The 16,835-nt window shown below is 44.3% G+C and carries 16 protein-coding genes and 2 riboswitches; of the genes, 5 read left to right on the forward strand and 11 right to left on the reverse strand.

The window, feature by feature from the left end:
- The first annotated feature begins 156 nt into the window (after positions 1-156).
- Together NSQ66_RS00500 and rluF are read left to right on the forward strand one after the other, a co-directional pair.
- Positions 157-2,484, forward strand: coding sequence for a sensor histidine kinase (locus NSQ66_RS00500; protein WP_036679971.1), 2,328 nt, complete (start codon positions 157-159; stop codon positions 2,482-2,484).
- Positions 2,474-3,175, forward strand: a complete 702-nt coding sequence (rluF, locus tag NSQ66_RS00505; protein ID WP_036679985.1) for a 23S rRNA pseudouridine(2604) synthase RluF — start codon at positions 2,474-2,476, stop codon at positions 3,173-3,175. Before NSQ66_RS00500 ends, rluF begins: the two co-directional genes overlap by 11 nt.
- A gap of 112 nt (positions 3,176-3,287) precedes the next feature.
- Here rluF and motB read toward each other — a convergent pair whose 3' ends face one another.
- Positions 3,288-4,103, reverse strand: a complete 816-nt coding sequence (gene motB / locus NSQ66_RS00510) for a flagellar motor protein MotB (RefSeq protein WP_036679969.1) — start codon at positions 4,101-4,103, stop codon at positions 3,288-3,290.
- Entirely contained in the window at positions 4,087-4,887 is an 801-nt protein-coding gene (gene motA, locus NSQ66_RS00515; RefSeq protein ID WP_036679967.1) for a flagellar motor stator protein MotA, read from the reverse strand. The genes motB and motA overlap by 17 nt, the downstream gene beginning before the upstream one ends.
- 206 nt (positions 4,888-5,093) lie before the next feature.
- Here motA and NSQ66_RS00520 point away from each other — a divergent pair, with 206 nt between their 5' ends.
- Both NSQ66_RS00520 and NSQ66_RS00525 read left to right on the forward strand, forming a co-directional pair.
- Positions 5,094-5,387, forward strand: coding sequence for a hypothetical protein (locus NSQ66_RS00520; RefSeq protein ID WP_036679966.1), 294 nt, complete (start codon positions 5,094-5,096; stop codon positions 5,385-5,387).
- A gap of 228 nt (positions 5,388-5,615) precedes the next feature.
- On the forward strand, positions 5,616-5,903 hold the full coding sequence (locus NSQ66_RS00525) for a 4a-hydroxytetrahydrobiopterin dehydratase (protein ID WP_036679964.1): 288 nt from the start codon (positions 5,616-5,618) through the stop codon (positions 5,901-5,903).
- An 81-nt stretch (positions 5,904-5,984) separates the two neighbouring features.
- Here NSQ66_RS00525 and NSQ66_RS00530 read toward each other — a convergent pair whose 3' ends face one another.
- The 7 genes from NSQ66_RS00530 to NSQ66_RS00560 form a co-directional block, all read right to left on the reverse strand.
- Positions 5,985-6,341, reverse strand: coding sequence for a cytochrome c (locus NSQ66_RS00530; RefSeq protein ID WP_036679962.1), 357 nt, complete (start codon positions 6,339-6,341; stop codon positions 5,985-5,987).
- Positions 6,342-6,468: 127 nt separating this feature from the next.
- The gene (locus NSQ66_RS00535) at positions 6,469-6,954 is read right to left on the reverse strand and encodes a GNAT family N-acetyltransferase (protein ID WP_076142534.1); all 486 of its coding nucleotides are present in this window, start codon (positions 6,952-6,954) and stop codon (positions 6,469-6,471) included.
- A 188-nt stretch (positions 6,955-7,142) separates the two neighbouring features.
- On the reverse strand, positions 7,143-7,595 hold the full coding sequence (locus tag NSQ66_RS00540) for a C40 family peptidase (RefSeq protein ID WP_232061490.1): 453 nt from the start codon (positions 7,593-7,595) through the stop codon (positions 7,143-7,145).
- Positions 7,596-7,639: 44 nt separating this feature from the next.
- A riboswitch (cyclic di-AMP (ydaO/yuaA leader) is annotated at positions 7,640-7,782 on the reverse strand.
- A 362-nt stretch (positions 7,783-8,144) separates the two neighbouring features.
- Positions 8,145-8,573 carry a C40 family peptidase gene (locus tag NSQ66_RS00545; RefSeq protein WP_052097401.1) on the reverse strand — a complete coding sequence of 143 codons (429 nt, stop codon included), beginning with the start codon at positions 8,571-8,573 and terminating at the stop codon, positions 8,145-8,147.
- A 57-nt stretch (positions 8,574-8,630) separates the two neighbouring features.
- Positions 8,631-8,769: riboswitch (cyclic di-AMP (ydaO/yuaA leader) on the reverse strand.
- Positions 8,770-8,988: 219 nt separating this feature from the next.
- A protein-coding gene (locus NSQ66_RS00550) for an IS3 family transposase (protein WP_141118633.1) occupies positions 8,989-10,340 on the reverse strand; the annotation gives its coding sequence in 2 pieces (ribosomal slippage) (positions 8,989-9,953 and positions 9,953-10,340; 1,353 coding nt in all).
- A 143-nt stretch (positions 10,341-10,483) separates the two neighbouring features.
- Positions 10,484-11,314 (reverse strand): hypothetical protein, encoded by an 831-nt coding sequence (locus tag NSQ66_RS00555; protein WP_038573983.1) that lies wholly within the window; start codon positions 11,312-11,314, stop codon positions 10,484-10,486.
- Positions 11,315-11,325: 11 nt separating this feature from the next.
- Entirely contained in the window at positions 11,326-13,332 is a 2,007-nt protein-coding gene (locus NSQ66_RS00560; RefSeq protein WP_076142515.1) for a M1 family metallopeptidase, read from the reverse strand.
- A gap of 103 nt (positions 13,333-13,435) precedes the next feature.
- Between NSQ66_RS00560 and NSQ66_RS00565 the strand changes: the two genes are divergently transcribed.
- Positions 13,436-13,942 carry a YwhD family protein gene (locus NSQ66_RS00565; RefSeq protein WP_038568060.1) on the forward strand — a complete coding sequence of 169 codons (507 nt, stop codon included), beginning with the start codon at positions 13,436-13,438 and terminating at the stop codon, positions 13,940-13,942.
- Positions 13,943-14,021: 79 nt separating this feature from the next.
- Here NSQ66_RS00565 and NSQ66_RS00570 read toward each other — a convergent pair whose 3' ends face one another.
- Together NSQ66_RS00570 and NSQ66_RS00575 are read right to left on the reverse strand one after the other, a co-directional pair.
- On the reverse strand, positions 14,022-14,495 hold the full coding sequence (locus NSQ66_RS00570; protein WP_038568063.1) for an AbrB/MazE/SpoVT family DNA-binding domain-containing protein: 474 nt from the start codon (positions 14,493-14,495) through the stop codon (positions 14,022-14,024).
- Between the two features lie 206 nt (positions 14,496-14,701).
- On the reverse strand, positions 14,702-16,768 hold the full coding sequence (locus NSQ66_RS00575) for a PBP1A family penicillin-binding protein (RefSeq protein ID WP_038568066.1): 2,067 nt from the start codon (positions 16,766-16,768) through the stop codon (positions 14,702-14,704).
- Positions 16,769-16,835: the final 67 nt, after the last annotated feature.

The following is a 16,835-nucleotide window of genomic DNA, read 5'->3' on the forward strand; positions in this document are numbered from 1 at the left end:
TTTCTTATATATTGTAGAGAAACACCTTTTGAATTTCAATATTTCGTGAATTAATAGGCTTGTTTTAAATGTCCTTTTCAAATGAGGGGGCAAAAGGTATGATGTTTATTATAGGCTCCGCAAGGATTTACCAGTGGATAAGAGGTGAATAACAGTTTGTCCATAAAGACAAAACTATCTGCTATTATTTTTGGAGCGGTACTGCTAATTTTAGCATTAAACCTGACATTTAACCTTTATGCCGCTCAGAATAATCTAAGAAATGAAAACGTAAATAATATGCAGATCACCGCTATGCAAATGGCTGTTTCTGTAGAACAAAGTAACTATAGCTCTAACTATGTAGAATATCAAATTGCGCATAACTTAAGAATGGCTGCCATCTTTGCCTCTAAGGAATTGGGTCCGGATTATAAGAATATAACCAATGCTCAACTTAAGGCCCTAACTTCCAAGTTGGGCGTGTCTAATATTTCAATTCTGGTAAAGACTGATAATGATATCGTGGTGACAAAGGCATCAAATCCTATTGATATTGGAATGTCCACTCAAGGTTGGGGGTACTGGTACCTTGCCCTTTTGGAGTTATTTGATAATCAGGAAGTCACTGTGGGACAAGGTCAGGCATTGGATCATTTTTGGTCAGGCCCATTTGAATATTCAACCTACAATCCCGATTTCATTGAGAAGTGGGGTTATTATCATGATGAAGCAAGCAATTACATCATTAATCCTGTTATTCTCAATACTGCGGCTAGTGAATATGTCAAAATCACCAATCCCGATCAAATTGTAGAGCGAACCAAAGAAGTTAATCCAGGGATTTTAGAGCTTACAGGATTTAATCCAACAACATTTGGTTTAGCGAGTATGGCGGGCGATGGAAGCGATGCATTTAAAAAGAAACTTGGCAACCGCCCAATTAAGTTCGGTACCTATACTTATGGTAATGTGGAGCAAGATAAAGCGGCCATTCTATTAGCTCAGCAGAAGCAGAAGCCAGTTACACTGGAGACGAGGGTACATGGGAAAAGAGTGCTTAAAAGCTTCATCCCTATTCAGAATCCTAAAATGGAGCCCTACGTAATCGGTGTAGTTTTGGATTATTCTGTGATTTCATCCGTAGTTCATGAACAATTAGCCAATTATTTGACTACGTCTCTGTTGTTGCTGGCATTATTTTTGCTATGTAGTTACATACTTTCAGGTTTTGTTACTCGTCCAATTCAGGCTATACTTGCCAAAGTCAATGATGTAGCGCGAGGTAAGTTCGAACCTCCATTAAAGGTAACCTCTCGTGATGAGTTAGGTCAATTAGCCTTGCGGATTAACGCTATGACTTCTCATCTTATGCAACGCACCAATCGTCTTAAGCAGACGCTGGAAGAGAACCGGGCGGTTAAGGAGCATTTGGAATCCGTAATTAACGGGACGTCTGATGCGATTCATACGTTGGATATGGAGGGACGAATCACTAGCACTAACAGGGCCTTTGAGGAGCTGTATGGATGGAGTGCAACAGAAGTGATCGGCAATATGCCATATCTTGTACCCGCGACAGCGCTTAAGCAAGAGGAAGAGCGGCTGGACGCGTTAAGAAATGGTGCAGTTCTGCCGCCGATTGAGACAGTGAGACTTAAACGGGACGGATCATTAGTTGAGGTTAGCGTTAGTACCTCGATAATTCGAGATGAAGAGGGTTATCCCCATTCCTTTATTCACGTTTCTCGTGATATGACGGAACGCAATCGAATGGAGGAGCTGCTTAGACGCTCTGAGAAACTAACTACAGTCGGCCAATTGGCCGCAGGAGTAGCTCATGAGATTCGTAACCCTCTTACCACATTAAAAGGATTTCTACAGCTTCAACAGGAGAAGGAGCTCTTGGTTCCGCTTCATGTAGAGCTGATGTTATCCGAGCTGGAGCGGATTAATCTTATCGTCAGTGAATTCTTAATCCTGGCTAAGCCGCAAGCCGTTCATTTTCAGGAAAAAGATCTTCGCTACATATTAGGTGATGTAGTTTCTCTATTGGATAGTCTCGCTCATCTACATGATATTCAATTTAGTACGAAATTCTCTGAACAACCTGCTACTGTACATTGTGAAGAGAACCAGCTGAAGCAGGTATTCATTAATATTGTTAAAAATGCAATTGAGGCTATGCCTGAGGGTGGCGTCATTTCAATGGAACTGTGGAACTCTGTGGATTGCGTCTTTATAGTAATCAAAGATCAGGGTGAAGGGATTCCAGAGGACGTGCTGCCTAAGCTGGGTGAACCGTTCTTCACGAATAAGGAATCGGGGACTGGTCTTGGGTTAATGATTAGCCAGCGTATTATTCAGGCTCATAAGGGTCATTTGGAAATACAAAGTGAAGTTGGCCGGGGGACAACCGTTATGATTAAGCTGCCTGCAGCTGGAGGGGGTACACCTTGGCTTAACATTAAGGATGAACGGAGTGAAGAACAACGTGAGAATTAATAAATTCATCAGTGAGACAGGGTACTGTTCACGCCGAGAAGCAGACAAGCTTGTGGATGCCGGCAGAGTTACGATCAACGGAGAGCCTGCTGTGCTGGGCAGTCAGGCTGTTCCGGGCGATGATGTGCGAATAGATGGTATAGCGCTTGAAACCTCAAGCCAGACGGTCTACATTGCTCTAAACAAGCCGGTAGGGATTACATCAACCACAGAACAGCATATCAAGGGGAATATTGTCGATTTTGTAGGTCATCATGAGCGTATATTCCCGATTGGTCGTCTCGATAAGGATTCGGAAGGATTAATCCTGCTTACCAATGATGGCGACATCGTTAATAAAATTTTGCGGGCGGAAGGCCGGCATGAAAAAGAATATGTGGTTACCGTGGACAGACCCATTACGCCTTCGTTTATTACCGGCATGTCCAGCGGTGTGAAAATATTAGGTGAGAAGACGCTGCCCTGTGAGGTCACGCGTATTACGGAGCGTGTCTTCCGTATTATTTTGACAGAGGGCAAAAATCGCCAGATTCGTCGTATGTGTAGCGCTTTTGGCTATGAGGTTCGAAAGCTGCAACGCATTCGGATTATGAATATTCGCCTGGGGGCATTGCAAACGGGAGAATGGCGGGAACTGTCTGCTGATGAGAAGAAAGAGCTTGGAGCTACGCTGAACTACGAGTTACTGTAGGAGTGTCATTACAATAATACAGTTCCATATAGAATGTAGTACTGCAACAAAAAAAGAGCTGTCCGGGGTCTAAGACCTTTGGACAGCTCTTTTTATTACCTTACGAAATCACTTATTCAGCAGAGGGAACAATCCCTGTAAACTCTTTGGTTTCTTGATATTTTCGAATAATGGAAACCTCTACCCGGCGATTCTTGCTTCGACCGGTAGCTGTGTCATTATCGGAAATAGGATGATACTCGCCGTATCCAATCGCACTAAATTTGCGTGGATTTAGATTTGTGTTCTGCAGCAAAATCTTCATGAACTGAAGTGCCCGATCCGCACTCAGATCCCAGTTGGATGAATAGTTGCTATTAGAAATCGGAATATCGTCGGTGTGCCCTTGCACTACTACATCATAATCCGGGAATTGCTGCAGCATCGTTGAGATGGATTTAGCTAATTGCCGCGAATCATCCTTAACAATGGCTTGGCCAGAAGCGAACAATGCGTTATCACTGATCGTAATCATTAGCTGAGATTGATTAAGCTTCGTACTGAGCAGATCCGTTAGACCGTTGCTCTTAATATATTGATCGAATTGTTTCTTAAGCTTCTCTAAATCCTCTTGTTCCTTTTGTCGTAGCTTTGCCATTTCTGCTTCTTCAGCTTTCTTGGAAGTAGAGCTACCCATCTTATCATTTTTCCCTAGATCTTCTTGAGTCTTACTAGGCATTGCTGCCCGCTCTTCAAGAATACCTGTACCGCCATTAAGAGCGGAACTGAAGGCCTGACTCATCTCTTCAAATTTCTTGGCATCCGTTGCACTCATAGAATACATAACGATGAACAGAGCCACCAGAAGAGTCATGAGGTCGGAGTAAGGTAACAGCCACGATTCATCGGCATGTTCTTCATGCTCTTCGTGTCTAGTCTTTTTGCTCACCTGATCCACCGTCCTTCTCATTTAACTTAACGCGTTGCGAAGGTGTTAGGAATACAGCAAGCTTCTGATTGATGGCAATAGTAGATACACCGGACTGTATGGACAAAAGACCTTCGACCATCATCATTCGAACTTCGATTTCTTGTTTGGAGAGACGTTTCAGCTTATTAGCAATAGGATGCCATAATACGTAACCTGTAAAGATACCAAGCAATGTGGCGATGAAGGCAGCCCCGATTGCCGCAGCCAGTTTGTTCATATCACTCATATCAGCCAGAGCGGCGATGAGACCGATAACCGCCCCGAGCACCCCGAGGGTAGGAGCATACATACCTGCCTGTGAGAAAATGAGGGCTCCTGCTTTATGTCTATCCTCTGTGGCGTGGATATCCTCCATGAGGACATCGCGGACAAAATCCTGATCATTTCCATCAATAATCATCCGCATGCCGTTTCTGAGGAAGTTATCTTCTATTTCATCGACCTTTGATTCTAGAGCCAACAGACCTTCACGCCGTGTGATAGAAGCCCATTCCATGAACATAGTGATTAATTCGGGTTTACTGATTAATTTCTTTTTGATAAAAATCATTTTGAACAGACTTGGAATCTTTTTGACCTCGTTGAAAGGAAAGGCCATGAAAATAGAAGCTGCCGTACCCACCAAGATAATAACGTAAGCAGCGGGTGTGGCCAAAGCATGAAGTGGAGCGTGCTTGAGGATCATGCCCCAGATTACAGCAACCAAACCAAAAATTAAACCAATTATTGTTGAAATTTCCATTTTGCACCTCGTCCGTGAGATTTAAGATGTGTTCCGACAATGCCGCGTATATCATCCTTGAAACAGCGGCAGGGCACTCTGTGCGAAACCGAATTAACGTATATTCTTATTTATCGACATCATTCGGTTTTTTGTGAAGTCATTTTTTCGGCTATAATGGATAAGGTAAGTAATTATTCATCTGTGAAGAAAACGGAGTGATATACGTGGGTGTAAAGCATGGTAGAGATTACGGTGAAATTCTAACCGATTTGACCGAAGCCGTCGGACGAATTTCCGATGGATATTTATTTTTTGAGATGGATCCGGACGAGTGGCAGGAACTACCCCAAGAATCAAAGCTGGAGGTATGGGAAGCATTGGCTGAGGATCTTTTCTTCGCGCTGGGTAATGAACCTATGATTGAAGTGGGGAGCGGCGTAATTATTTACGATAAGGACACGCACCGCATTAATATTCTAGTTGGCGAAGAGGATTTGGCTTCAGTAGTTTTGATTTAGGCAGAGGAGACGTCTGGACGTAATTTGCCCGTAGTTAGTAGCCCGTGTTAAAATTGATAAAGCCGAGTTATAATCGCTGGGATTTGTGAATACATTTAATCGAAAATATCGCCTTTATCCTGGCACATCCCTTGGACCTCAGAAGCTAAGGGATGTTTTGTTTAACGCCTAAGACAAGTAAAGGGAACTACGCACTTTACTGCAATTTTTTGTAAGGGAGGAAACGAATTGTTATTTACGGAAGAGGAACTGCGTGAGGAGATCACCAAGCTGGAGGGCTGGAAACTGGAAGATAATGTTATGGTGCGAAAATATATGTTCAGCCAATATATGAAGGGCATTGCGTTCGTTGATGAAGTAGCCACGATTTCAGAAGCCTTCGATCACCATCCACATATTACGATTGATTATAAAACAGTTACCCTGCGCCTGAAATCTAATGAAGAAGATGGGATTACAGCTCTAGATCTTCGAGAGGCGCATGAATTTAATGAAGCCTTTGAAAAAAATCATTAGTTTAGCCAAAATCATAAAATAAACGCCCGTGCACAGATAGTCACCTATCTCATACACGGGCGTTTTTGGTTGCTTGGCTGGTTACTTTTTCTCTGAGAGCCAGAGTGCGACGTTGGCGATCTCTTCAGGAGCTAGCTTCTCCTTAAAGGAAGGCATTTGGCCACGTCCTTTGGTGACGATGCTGTAGATTTCCTCAGCGTCATGCTGACCGCCTTCATTCTGAAGACTTGGTCCAACTCCACCTTGAAGCTGATCGCCGTGACAGGTGATACAGCTGGCTTTCACGGTTGCTTCTGCCTTTGCGGCGTCCAGTTGAACTACCGGCATCGTGGGCTTATTTTCTTCTGCTACCTCTTCTTTACCCGGAAGTGTAAACATGAGTACTACCGCAAAGGCACAGGCGGCAAAAAACAAACCGCTCATGATCCATTTCTGCATCCCAATTCGTCCCTTCTATGTAAGCTGCTCCCTACATTATAGCTTATGGTGAAGCGTTATCATAGGGTTTGTGACAAAAAAATGAACGAGAATACAATCATTCTTATGAAATATCTGGTATTTAATATCATTTGTCATAGACCATGCAATAAAAAGGTTTGTCTCCTGTAGGTGTGCGGCGTTCATACGTATCTGTAATCGTAAATCCACATTTTTGATAAGTTCGAATGGCGCGTTGGTTCCAGGTCAGGACTTCCAGATCTATCTCACGATCAGGATAACGACTCAAGGCTGTCTGGACGATGGCATCTACGAATAGTTTGCCTAAACCATGGCCGCATAGATCGGGGCGCATCCCAACTCCTAAACGGACGACTCCTTCCATCGGGAACAACTGTGCGAATCCGCACAAAACCTTATTTTCATTTAATATGGAGATATATTGTTCCTCCCGGAGCTGCGGATCACCAAACTCGATGCCAAGAGCCTGCATCTGCTCCCACGGCATCCAGCCATAAATATTATATGGGGGCGTATAGCTCCACTTACAAATAGCTTCTCCGTGAATTGCCTCCATAGGAACAACATGAAAAGTTACCGAGGGGTTTATCATAAGGTCAACGATCTCCTTTCACGAGGACATTGCTATATTACTAATTATATACAAAATGGGGGAGGTTCGACTCAGAAACTTTATATGAGGGGAATGTTTTACAAATTATGAGAGGGGTAAATAAGTAATAAGACAAAAAAACAAGCTCTCCTCCAAGAGTACCTTGGAAAAGAGCCTATGTACGTTATTTATTGCACATCATCATTGTCTTCCGATTCAGCAGCAACCGATTGGTAAGCGTCTGTGCTCATAATGCGCTTGGCACCAACGTAGCGTTTCACGTAGTAGCTATCACTCAGAGAGCTAATCGTAACACCGCGTGAGGTAGAAGCGTGTGCGAACTTACCTTCACCGACATAAATGCCGACATGGGAGACACCTTTGCCACTTGTATTGAAGAATACAAGGTCTCCGGCTCTTATATCATCACGGGAGATTGCTGTGCCCATTTGATATTGGGAACCTGATTGGTGTGGAAGGTTAATGCCAATCTTATCAAACACATACATTGTAAATCCGGAGCAATCAAATCCGTTAGTGGATATACCGCCGGATACGTATTTAGTACCGATGGCCTTGTCAATCACTTTATCCATTTTGGAATCTGCGAAAGCGCTTCCTGCTCCGATGGTGAGGATGATGGAAAAGCTTAGTACTGCTGCTGCTAACTTCTTCTTCAAAAGTGTATACCCCTTCCAAATGCCTACGAGGTTAGCTTAAGGGTTCGGTTGAAGGTCCCCTATGACCCCTCTATATAATGGAGGTCAATTCACCCAAAGTTGGTTCCCCCGTTTTCCTAATAGTTAGGAAACTCGGCTCATACTGTTGATTAGGATTAGCTTGTAATCAATACATGACAAAACCTTTGTAAATAACAACTTAATGATTACAAAAATGTTACTAAAATCTCACTGCGCTAATTGTAACAAACAGAAAGCCGCTTGGCAATCGTTTTTAACATATTAATGCAGAAAAATTGGCATTTTTACGGTAGAAAGGCATATGTAAGCGTTAATAATGACCTAATTTTTAATATAATTGCAATTTTTATCAAATAAACGTGTTTCAATTGGGCTCTAATAGTGTAAAAATATATTATGGAATAAAGAAAAACCCGAATTTGATTACGGGCATAATCAGATTCAGGTTCATATAGTTGTAATTGTGAGGTTATAGTTGTGAGGAAGGTTTCAATCGAAGGCTACAGCTTGATAAGCTGAAGTACTCATTACTCTTTTAGCGCCAACATAACGATTGGCCCAGTAGGCCTGACTGAGTGAAGTGATGGTCACTCCACGCGAAGAGGACGATTGTGCGAATTTTCCGTTTCCAACATAAATGCCGACATGGGATACTCCATTGCCAAGTGTGTTAAAGAACACTAGATCACCAGAACGCAGATTGCTTTTGGATACAGCAGTTCCAACGCTATATTGAGCTTTTGATGTACGAGGTAAAGTAAGACCCACATTCTTGAATACATACTTTGTAAATCCAGAGCAATCAAATCCGGCAGTGCTTGTACCTCCGGTTTTATAGGCAACTCCAATAGTCTTTGAGATTACAGAGTCCATTTTAGAGTCGGCAAAGGCGCTTCCTCCACCAATAGATAATGCCATTACAAGTCCTAGCGCCGCAGCGACGCATTTTTTTCTTAAATTATGTCTTTTCAAAAGATGCACTCCTTCCAAGGCCTGCGAGGTTAGCTTAAGGGTTCGGTAGAAGATTCCCTATGATCCCTGTAAAGCGAGATCAATTCACCCAAAATATGGTTCCCCCACTTCCCGGTGCAAAGGAATTAGGCGTGTTAAGCACCAGAGAATGACGTTTCGACAGTTACACTTACGATAAATACATTTAGTTATGTAGGAATCGTTTCAATTGATTACAAAATTGTTACTAATAGCACAGGACTTATTGTAACAGAGCTTTTACGATTTTGCAAATACTCTTAAGTTATCCGTAATGAGAAAAAGTCCCAGCTCCTGAATTGAACTGTGACCGTATTTGTGGAAAGTTGAAAAAAGAAGACCTTTAAGAAGCAATTAATAGGTGACTCCTGAATTCATCGGGAGTCATCTTTTTTAATGTCCATTGATATCGCTCGGAGTTATAGTAGGCGATATAGTCATCAACCTTTGTTCGTAATTCCAAGAGAGTCATACATGTCTTGTACTCCAAATCATCCTTCAGATGGCCAAAAAAGCTCTCCATGGCGGCGTTATCCCAGCAGTTCCCTTTCCGTGACATGGACTGTGTAAACCCAGCTTCGCGTACGAGAAGGCGGAATCTAGGGTGAGTATAGTGCATTCCTTGATCCGAATGCAAAAGGGCTTCTGGATGAATATTGCCATCCAGTCGTTCAAGTAGTTTCTCCAGTGTTCGTTCTACAATTGGCATAGCCAATGAAGAAGAGAGGTAGTGAGCTAAAATTTGTCTCGTAGCCCCGTCTTTCACCACGGATAAATAAGCACATTGTCCATTACCATAATGCATATAGGTAATATCCGTCAGCAGCACTTTCTCAGGCTCTCCTTGGTCAAACTGGCGCTTGAGTAGGTTGGGACATGTTTGGTGCTCTTGTGTGGCTTTTGCCATCTTGCGATAGGGATTTGCTTGCCGGATCGTAGCAACAAGCTTATATTTTCGCATTAATCTTCGAATCTTTTTATGATTCATGATGATACCATTCTCCCGTTCCAGCCACATCTTCACGACCAATGCTCCAGCTTTACCATTCAAAGCGTCATAGTGTTTCTTGATAAGGAAAGCGTCTCGTTCGTCTGCCTTCTCTCGCAACTGTCTTGCTTCCTCAGCGACTTGCCAACGGTAATATCCGCTTAAGCTCACACAAGCTAGCTTACACAAATAACGCGTCATTCGCTGCAGACCGTGCTTACGTATCGTTTGGTTAATAATTTCGTAGCGCTCGGAGGGGGTCAACGTTTCCTCTGCATCTTCTGCTTTTCGAGCGCCTCCAGCTTTTTTAAGAAGTCGTTCTCCATCTCCAGAAGCTTGATTCGTGCTTCTGCACGTTTTAACTTTTCCTCGGTAGAAAGTTCCCCTGTCGGTCGTCTGCCCGGGGATCCTTTTCCTCGTTGTTCCTCTAGTAGTCCAGCCTCTCCCAGAGCATTATATGTATTACGCCAACGGGTTAGGCAATGCTTAGGCTTCTTGCGACCGATAATATCTAGGTTAAATCCTGCGCTAAGGAAGATCTCCATTGGGGCTTGGCCTTCCTTATAGGCCTTAACCGCAGCCAACTTAAACGTTGGTGAATAGGTAATACTCTTTTCCGTCACGTTCTCTACATTTGGATTGTTCTCTAGTTGTTTGATCTCATTTTCGTTGAATATCCTTGAGCTTCCTCTTGTTTTGTTATTCATGAAGGCTTCCTCCGTTATTTCGATATTTCGATTAAAACACAAAATGACCCGTAAGAGGGTCACTTTTTTCAAAGTTTCCATCTTACGGGTCACAGTTCAAATACAGGAATTGGGACCTTTTTATTATGTCAAATAAGGTTGATTTATTGTGGAAATGCTTTGCTACGCCATAGATGATATTGTGCAGAGATTCCCCACATTTTTAAGAGCGTAGAAGGTAGTGGTGAGATTTGCCGTATTATAAGTGCCGGTAGGCCGGGACAGAACAGACCCGTCAGTCCGCACACTAGCAGTAAGAGCAGGCCTCCCGCACCAAGTACAATGGAAACACCTATAGCAGGAATCAGTGACCGCAAGCAGATGAACAGGGAGGAGAACATTCCTGTACCGCCGGTGTAACCAAACTGCATATATAGAAGAAACAGGCGCACGATAAAAATATATATAAGCCATGCCAATACGTATGGTACTAAATGAAGTAACAAAGCGTAGTTAAACAAAGAGGATAAGAACAGCCCGTACATTTTTGGAGCAAGCCAGTACAGCGGCAGCAGGGTCAGCACCCATTCGATTAGGCTAAAGACTAAGACAGGTAGTCCATAGATCTTCATGCCAGGGAAAAAGAACAGTCCACGCTCGCCCTTTCGCTCCTGGTGGAGCTCATGCAGCAATCCTGCCCTTATGAAAGGGGAAAGCAGAAGTCGCAAGACAACAAGCGCCAGAAGCATCCATAACCAAGTGCGTATCGCAGGGTCCGTATTCAAGCTGAACTGTCCCTCGATATAATACAACAGTCTGCCCATACCGCTGCCTCCGGCGTCTTTATCCGGATAGCGCAGTAGAATTGGAATAATAGCAGATCGGATGAAACCATACATAAAGTAGCCCCAGAGCAGTCGGTAGATGAAGAGCAGAATTAAAATATAAAATTGCTCCTTCATGCTTTGCCAGCCGCGGGTTATCGATGTTCTCACAATCATTCACCTCACCAGACAAGAGTTCCGAGCACGGTTTCAATTAGTTTAGTTACACTTAATGTCCAGCGAGAGAGCGTCTTGGGCTCTATTTCCGCCAGCCTAAAGTTGTTTAGATGTTTGCTCTCCAATAAGATGGAATGTTCAGGGTCAATCTCAGCAGAGAGAAGAGGCTTATCGCTTAACAATTGCAACGTAGTCTCTGCTCCTTCACCGTTCCAGACCCGCTGCACCGAAGAGCTGTCGGCGAATGTGAATTTCACGGGAACATCAACGTAATGGCTCCCTTTGTTTGAAATCTTCACTAATGATTCGTAGCTTGGAGCATCGCCGCTGTTATTTTTTTTAAAAGTAATCGTATCTACTGAGAAGTCAGGCGCTCCATCACCATAAATGTAATCATCGAAATAGGTCTGCCATGATTTTTTGGTTACCTTCTCAACGACTTTCTGAAAATCTGACGTAGCAGGATGCTCGAAACGGAACTTACGAGCGTAGGAGGACATGATGTTGTTCATTGCTTTGGTACCTACCTGGCGTTCGATATCTTTAAGTACAAGCTTGCCGCGGATATAAACATTTCGGCTATAGGAATCCGCCCCTGCATATTTCCACGTTTCCAGATTTAACGGCTCAGGTATAGTTACCAGGCTGGCCTGTAAAGGCAAATTAGACTTGATACCGTATTCTTGCTCCATAAGTCTGTCTTCGGCATAGGAAGTGAAGCTTTCATCCAGCCAGGCCTCCTCGAATTCATTACTGGCTACCATACCGTAGAAGTATTGATGGCCGATTTCATGAATGACGGTTCTTTCAAGTGAGGTATCTGGAGAAGAATCCGCGGCCCCAAAGGCTGTAATAAGGGTAGGGTATTCCATTCCTCCAGCACCGTTGCCCTCCTTAGGTGGGACGACAATAGACAGCGTAGAGTAGGGATAAGGACCATACCATTTGCTGAAGTAGGTCAGGGCAGCCTTGGCAGCCTGAAGGTAACGCTCTTTTAAATCTTTGTGTAGTGGGTCGAGATACACCTTAATTCGTACTCCAGGCACCTCCGGCGTAGAGAAGGCTTCCTCAGCTACTGTAAAATCAGGGGAAGCGGCCCAAGCGAAATCGTGGACATCATCGGCGTAGAACTGATATATTTTCTGATCTTGTTTGAGCTTGGCATTTTTTACAGGAAATCCGGTCGCAGCCACCGTATAGTTGGAAGGGACGGCAATCGTTACATTAAAGATGCCAAAATCACTGTAAAACTCAGAGGTTCCGTGATACTGATGCAGGTCCCAGCCTTCTTCCTTAACTCCGCGTGTGCCCCTCGGCTCGTATACACTAAGCTTAGGGAACCATTGCCCAGCCATAACGAAGTTACCTGAAGCACCCATGCGAGCAAAGATTTTGGGCAGCTGGACTTCATACTGAAGCTTAAGTGTTACGCTTTCCCCACCATTAACAGGCTGAGGAAGATGTACCTTTAGGAGCGTCTTATCGTTGATATTGCCGTCATCAGGTTGGACATATTGCACTCTTTGCATTAGCGAAGTTCCTTCTGTCGTGCGCAGATCGGTCAGCGTCATATTTCCGAAGCCGTTCTCAGGCATGCTGTCGCCTCTGAGCGTCCCCCCGGATTCCTTCATAAAGGTGGTATCTGATGAGGCAAATGCATTTGGATACATGTGAAAATATAAATCACTTACTGGCTTTACTCCGGGGTGTGTCCAGGTTACTGTCTCAGAAGCTTTTAAGGTTTCTGTGTCAGGAACAAGCTGGACATCAATGTGATACTCGACTACCCGCTGGCTTAAAGCCTCCTCTGCCGGGACGGGCGCGCTCTCAGGCAATACCTGCTGTGGTACGGCTGCAGGCGCTGTGCCGCTGGAGGACTTGGCCTCTTTTGAAGCGAAGCTAGTAACAGAAGCCGTAGAGCTATCCCCTGAAAAGGCCCATATTCCTCCTCCCAGCAGCGCGAGGATGGCCAGGGTCGCAAAGATGATGTACTTTAATGACAGTGACTTCATAGTGTGATTCCTCCCGTGACAAGCATCTACGGGATGTATATGTTTGCAATCGCCGCATTATTAGCTAAAATTAAATTATTCGTAAGAGGAAGGGTGTGCACTCGTGGACAACATACAACCGGAGGGCAAGAAACAGATTGCCTTAAATATTGTGAACGCTAAAAGTAAACATAAAGGCTTTGGAGCAGGCTCTATAGATCTCAACAACGTTTCACCTGTCATTATTGATGGTGATGTGGCGGTTATTGATATCGGTGCCATGCATGCCAAGAGTAAGGTGGAAAAAGGAATTAAATTTTCCATGAATCGTGAAGACGTACCGAATGGAAGACAGGTTTGGGTGGTATGGGTAGCGGTAGACCGTACATTGGAAGCTCAATTTTATGGTGGAATCACAGCCTGTGAAATGTGGATTGATACAGAAGCGCGCCGCGGATGGAAAATTCTTGCTGAGCATGTCAATAAGCTGGATGCAGCTCTCAAACGCAAGATCGATGTGGCAGGGCTTGGAGCCGTTGAGAAATCGGCCCTCAAATCCCTTTTGATCTCTCATAATGAAACATGGTGGAATGCATCCTCAGATGAGCTTAAAGCTGCACTGACTGAATAGTATAGGAGCCTCCAGAAGGGTTATCCGATATAGAAAAAGCTTCGACCTCCGGAAATAGGAGCGTCGAAGCTTTTTTAATTTATGATTTGCTTGTGCTGCTAAGCTTGCGTTTGAGCTGACTCACTCTGGCTTGGCTAATCCCGAGGATTTCTGCAAGTTCTTTTTGGTTGGCATAGGGATGATCTTCAATAGCTTGTTCCAGACGTTGGCACATTTCCTCTGTCTTCGACTTTCGGATGCTGGTGTTGTGCTCTGGTGCCTCAACAACAAAATCCTCACGTGACTCTGGCAATTGAGACATGCGTTCAGGATCGACAATTTCTTTTAGACAGCTGCTACAAATAAACTGCTCTTTATAGTAGGTGACATGGTCGTGGCTTCTGCAAAATGTACACTCTGTCGAGGTGTACTTCCTAAGGACGATGATTTTTTCGTCTAAAACAAAAAATTCGATAGGATCACCAATGTCGATATTACGCGTCATACGGATTTCTGCGGGAACCACAATTCTCCCAAGACTGTCTAAACTCCGGATCATGCCTGTATCCTTCATCCCATGTCCCTCATTTACATCATTATATTTTGGTTTCTAATAACTATTATAGCAGTAATTGTGAGTTAAGAGAATGGGGTAAGCATAATAAATAAAACGGTTACATCCCTTATGCGATAAGTGATATTTGAATTTAGAAATCCTGTTGTTACTACAATATATAAATTATAAAAAAAAGAAAAACCCCTTCAATATAAATGAAGAGGCTAATTCAACCACCAGCGTTTAATGTTCTTCCATAGGGAACGATTCTCTTCAGCAGGATTTACCTTGCTTTGTGTGTCATCGACAGCAGGAGCGGCGCCAGTTCCATGCAATTCGCAGTATTCGGTGGGCTCAGTTCCACTAATAAAGGTTTCCAGTTCTTTGTCGGGACATGCTGCTGTAGCAAGTTTACCGGATTGCGGATTGACGTATACGCTGACCACTCCATCTGGAATGGGAAAAATTTTTGGGGGAACATTTTCCAGCGCCTTTTCAGTAAATTGGGCGAAAATGGGAGCTGCACGCCGTCCGTCGGTAGTTGCGATGTCGCGCCCCTTGTCGTATCCAACCCAGACTGCCGTTGATAGCTCCGGGGTGAATCCTACCATCCAGCCATCTGTATCCGTAGTGCCGGTCTTGCCGGCTACCGGACGTTTGATTATGGAAGCCACCCGATTGCCCGTCCCCCCAGTCTCGAATACCCCTTCCATTAAACGAGTCAGTACATAGGCAGCTGCAGGTTCTACGACGGTTACTCCTTTGGGTTGAGGTGCTTCATACAGGACCATGCCATTTGAATCGGTTATTTTTAGAATGGCTGTGGTCGGCATTTTCTGACCGCTGTTTCCAATTACAGCGAAAGCTGCAGCCATTTCAAGCGGACTGATCGGTGAAGTGCCCAGTGCCAGTGAAGGTACGCTTTGAAGTGGACTGTCAATGCCCATCTTCGCAGCCATTTCGCTTACTTTATCCGCGCCGATCTTCATAATTGTATTAACAGCATAGATATTGTCGGATGCTGCGATAGCTTGCCGCATATTAATTTCACCCAGATACTTATCCCCAAAGTTTCGGGGCTGATACGTTTTGCGGTTGTTATCATAATGAAACATCGTTGGCTGACTATTAAAGACCGAAAGTCCTGTCATCTCTTTGGATGAGAGTGCGGCCAAATACATAATCGGCTTAAAGGAAGAACCCGGCTGGCGTGTGGTGGCCAAAGCATGATTGTACTGGTTGGTACGATAATTTTTTCCGCCGACCATTGCTTTGATGTAACCGGTGCGAGGATCGATGGATACAAGTGCAGTCTCCAGATCACTAGTTTGATCCATCTCTTTGTCAACGGCATTTTCTGCGGCATGCTGCATGTCAGGGTCAAGGGTGGTATAGACATTTAATCCGCCTTGCTCCAGCTCATCATTACTGATGTGGAGAGACTCTATGGCCAAATTGCGGATATAATCCCGGAAATAAGGCGCAGCTACAAGCGTATCCTTTTGTCCTTGCGGCTTGAAGTTTAAGTTCTCCTGGACGGCTTGTCCCGCTTCTTCCTGAGTGATATTGCCTAAATTGGCCATGACGGTCAGGATGATTCTCTGGCGCTTTTTAGCATTGTCCATGTGGTTGTAAGGTGAATAATAGGTAGGTCCCTTTGGAATTCCAGCCAGCATGGTACTCTCTGCCAGGTCTAAATCCGCTGCAGATTTACCAAAATACATCCGTGAGGCTGCTTCAATGCCGTAAGCACCGTGGCCATAGTAGATATTATTTAAATACATGTTCAGGATTTCATCTTTGCTGTATTTCATCTCCAGCTGCATCGTATAGACAGCTTCTTTAGCCTTGCGCGTCCATGTTTTTTCATGGGATAGGTAGAGGTTACGTGCGAGCTGCTGAGTTAGCGTACTAGCACCCTGCGACCGGTTTCCCTCTTCCAGATTGACTAGAACAGCTCGCGCCATCCCCTTCAGATCAAATCCGGAATGTTCATAAAATTTACGATCCTCGACTGCTAGTGTAGCTTCAATGAGCAGGGGAGAAATTTGACTTAATTTGACGGGTTCGCGGCTGCGGCCGTCTGAGGTAAAGGTGGCAAGAATATTGCCCCGGGAGTCAAACAGCTTGGAGCGCACATCATCGCTAATCGGTGGAAGATCTTTTTGATATAGATAACCGAGCAGAGCTCCGGTGGTTAATACAAATAATATGATCAAGGCTGCCAGCAGCCGAAATAAACGCCGGAAGCGGCTTTTTCGTTTCGGTGGATTCGTTGATTCGCGTGTCATGGCACCAGACTCCTTTCTCTCATATTATGGGGAAGGATCTGGAAGGATATTCATTAGGGATATGGAG

It is taken from the genome of Paenibacillus sp. FSL H3-0329 (assembly GCF_037963285.1).
GTDB classification, from domain to species: Bacteria; Bacillota; Bacilli; order Paenibacillales; family Paenibacillaceae; genus Paenibacillus_AQ; species Paenibacillus_AQ odorifer.

Excerpts from the sequence above, each read along its gene's own strand:
- motA (WP_036679967.1), bottom strand. The coding sequence starts at position 4,887 with ATGGAAATTTCAACAATAATTGGTTTAATTTTTGGTTTGGTTGCTGTA.
- NSQ66_RS00530 (WP_036679962.1), bottom strand. The coding sequence starts at position 6,341 with ATGCAGAAATGGATCATGAGCGGTTTGTTTTTTGCCGCCTGTGCCTTT.
- NSQ66_RS00575 (WP_038568066.1), bottom strand. The coding sequence starts at position 16,768 with ATGACACGCGAATCAACGAATCCACCGAAACGAAAAAGCCGCTTCCGG.
- NSQ66_RS00560 (WP_076142515.1), bottom strand. The coding sequence starts at position 13,332 with ATGAAGTCACTGTCATTAAAGTACATCATCTTTGCGACCCTGGCCATC.
- NSQ66_RS00535 (WP_076142534.1), bottom strand. The coding sequence starts at position 6,954 with ATGATAAACCCCTCGGTAACTTTTCATGTTGTTCCTATGGAGGCAATT.
- NSQ66_RS00545 (WP_052097401.1), bottom strand. The coding sequence starts at position 8,573 with ATGGCATTATCTATTGGTGGAGGAAGCGCCTTTGCCGACTCTAAAATG.
- NSQ66_RS00570 (WP_038568063.1), bottom strand. The coding sequence starts at position 14,495 with ATGAAGGATACAGGCATGATCCGGAGTTTAGACAGTCTTGGGAGAATT.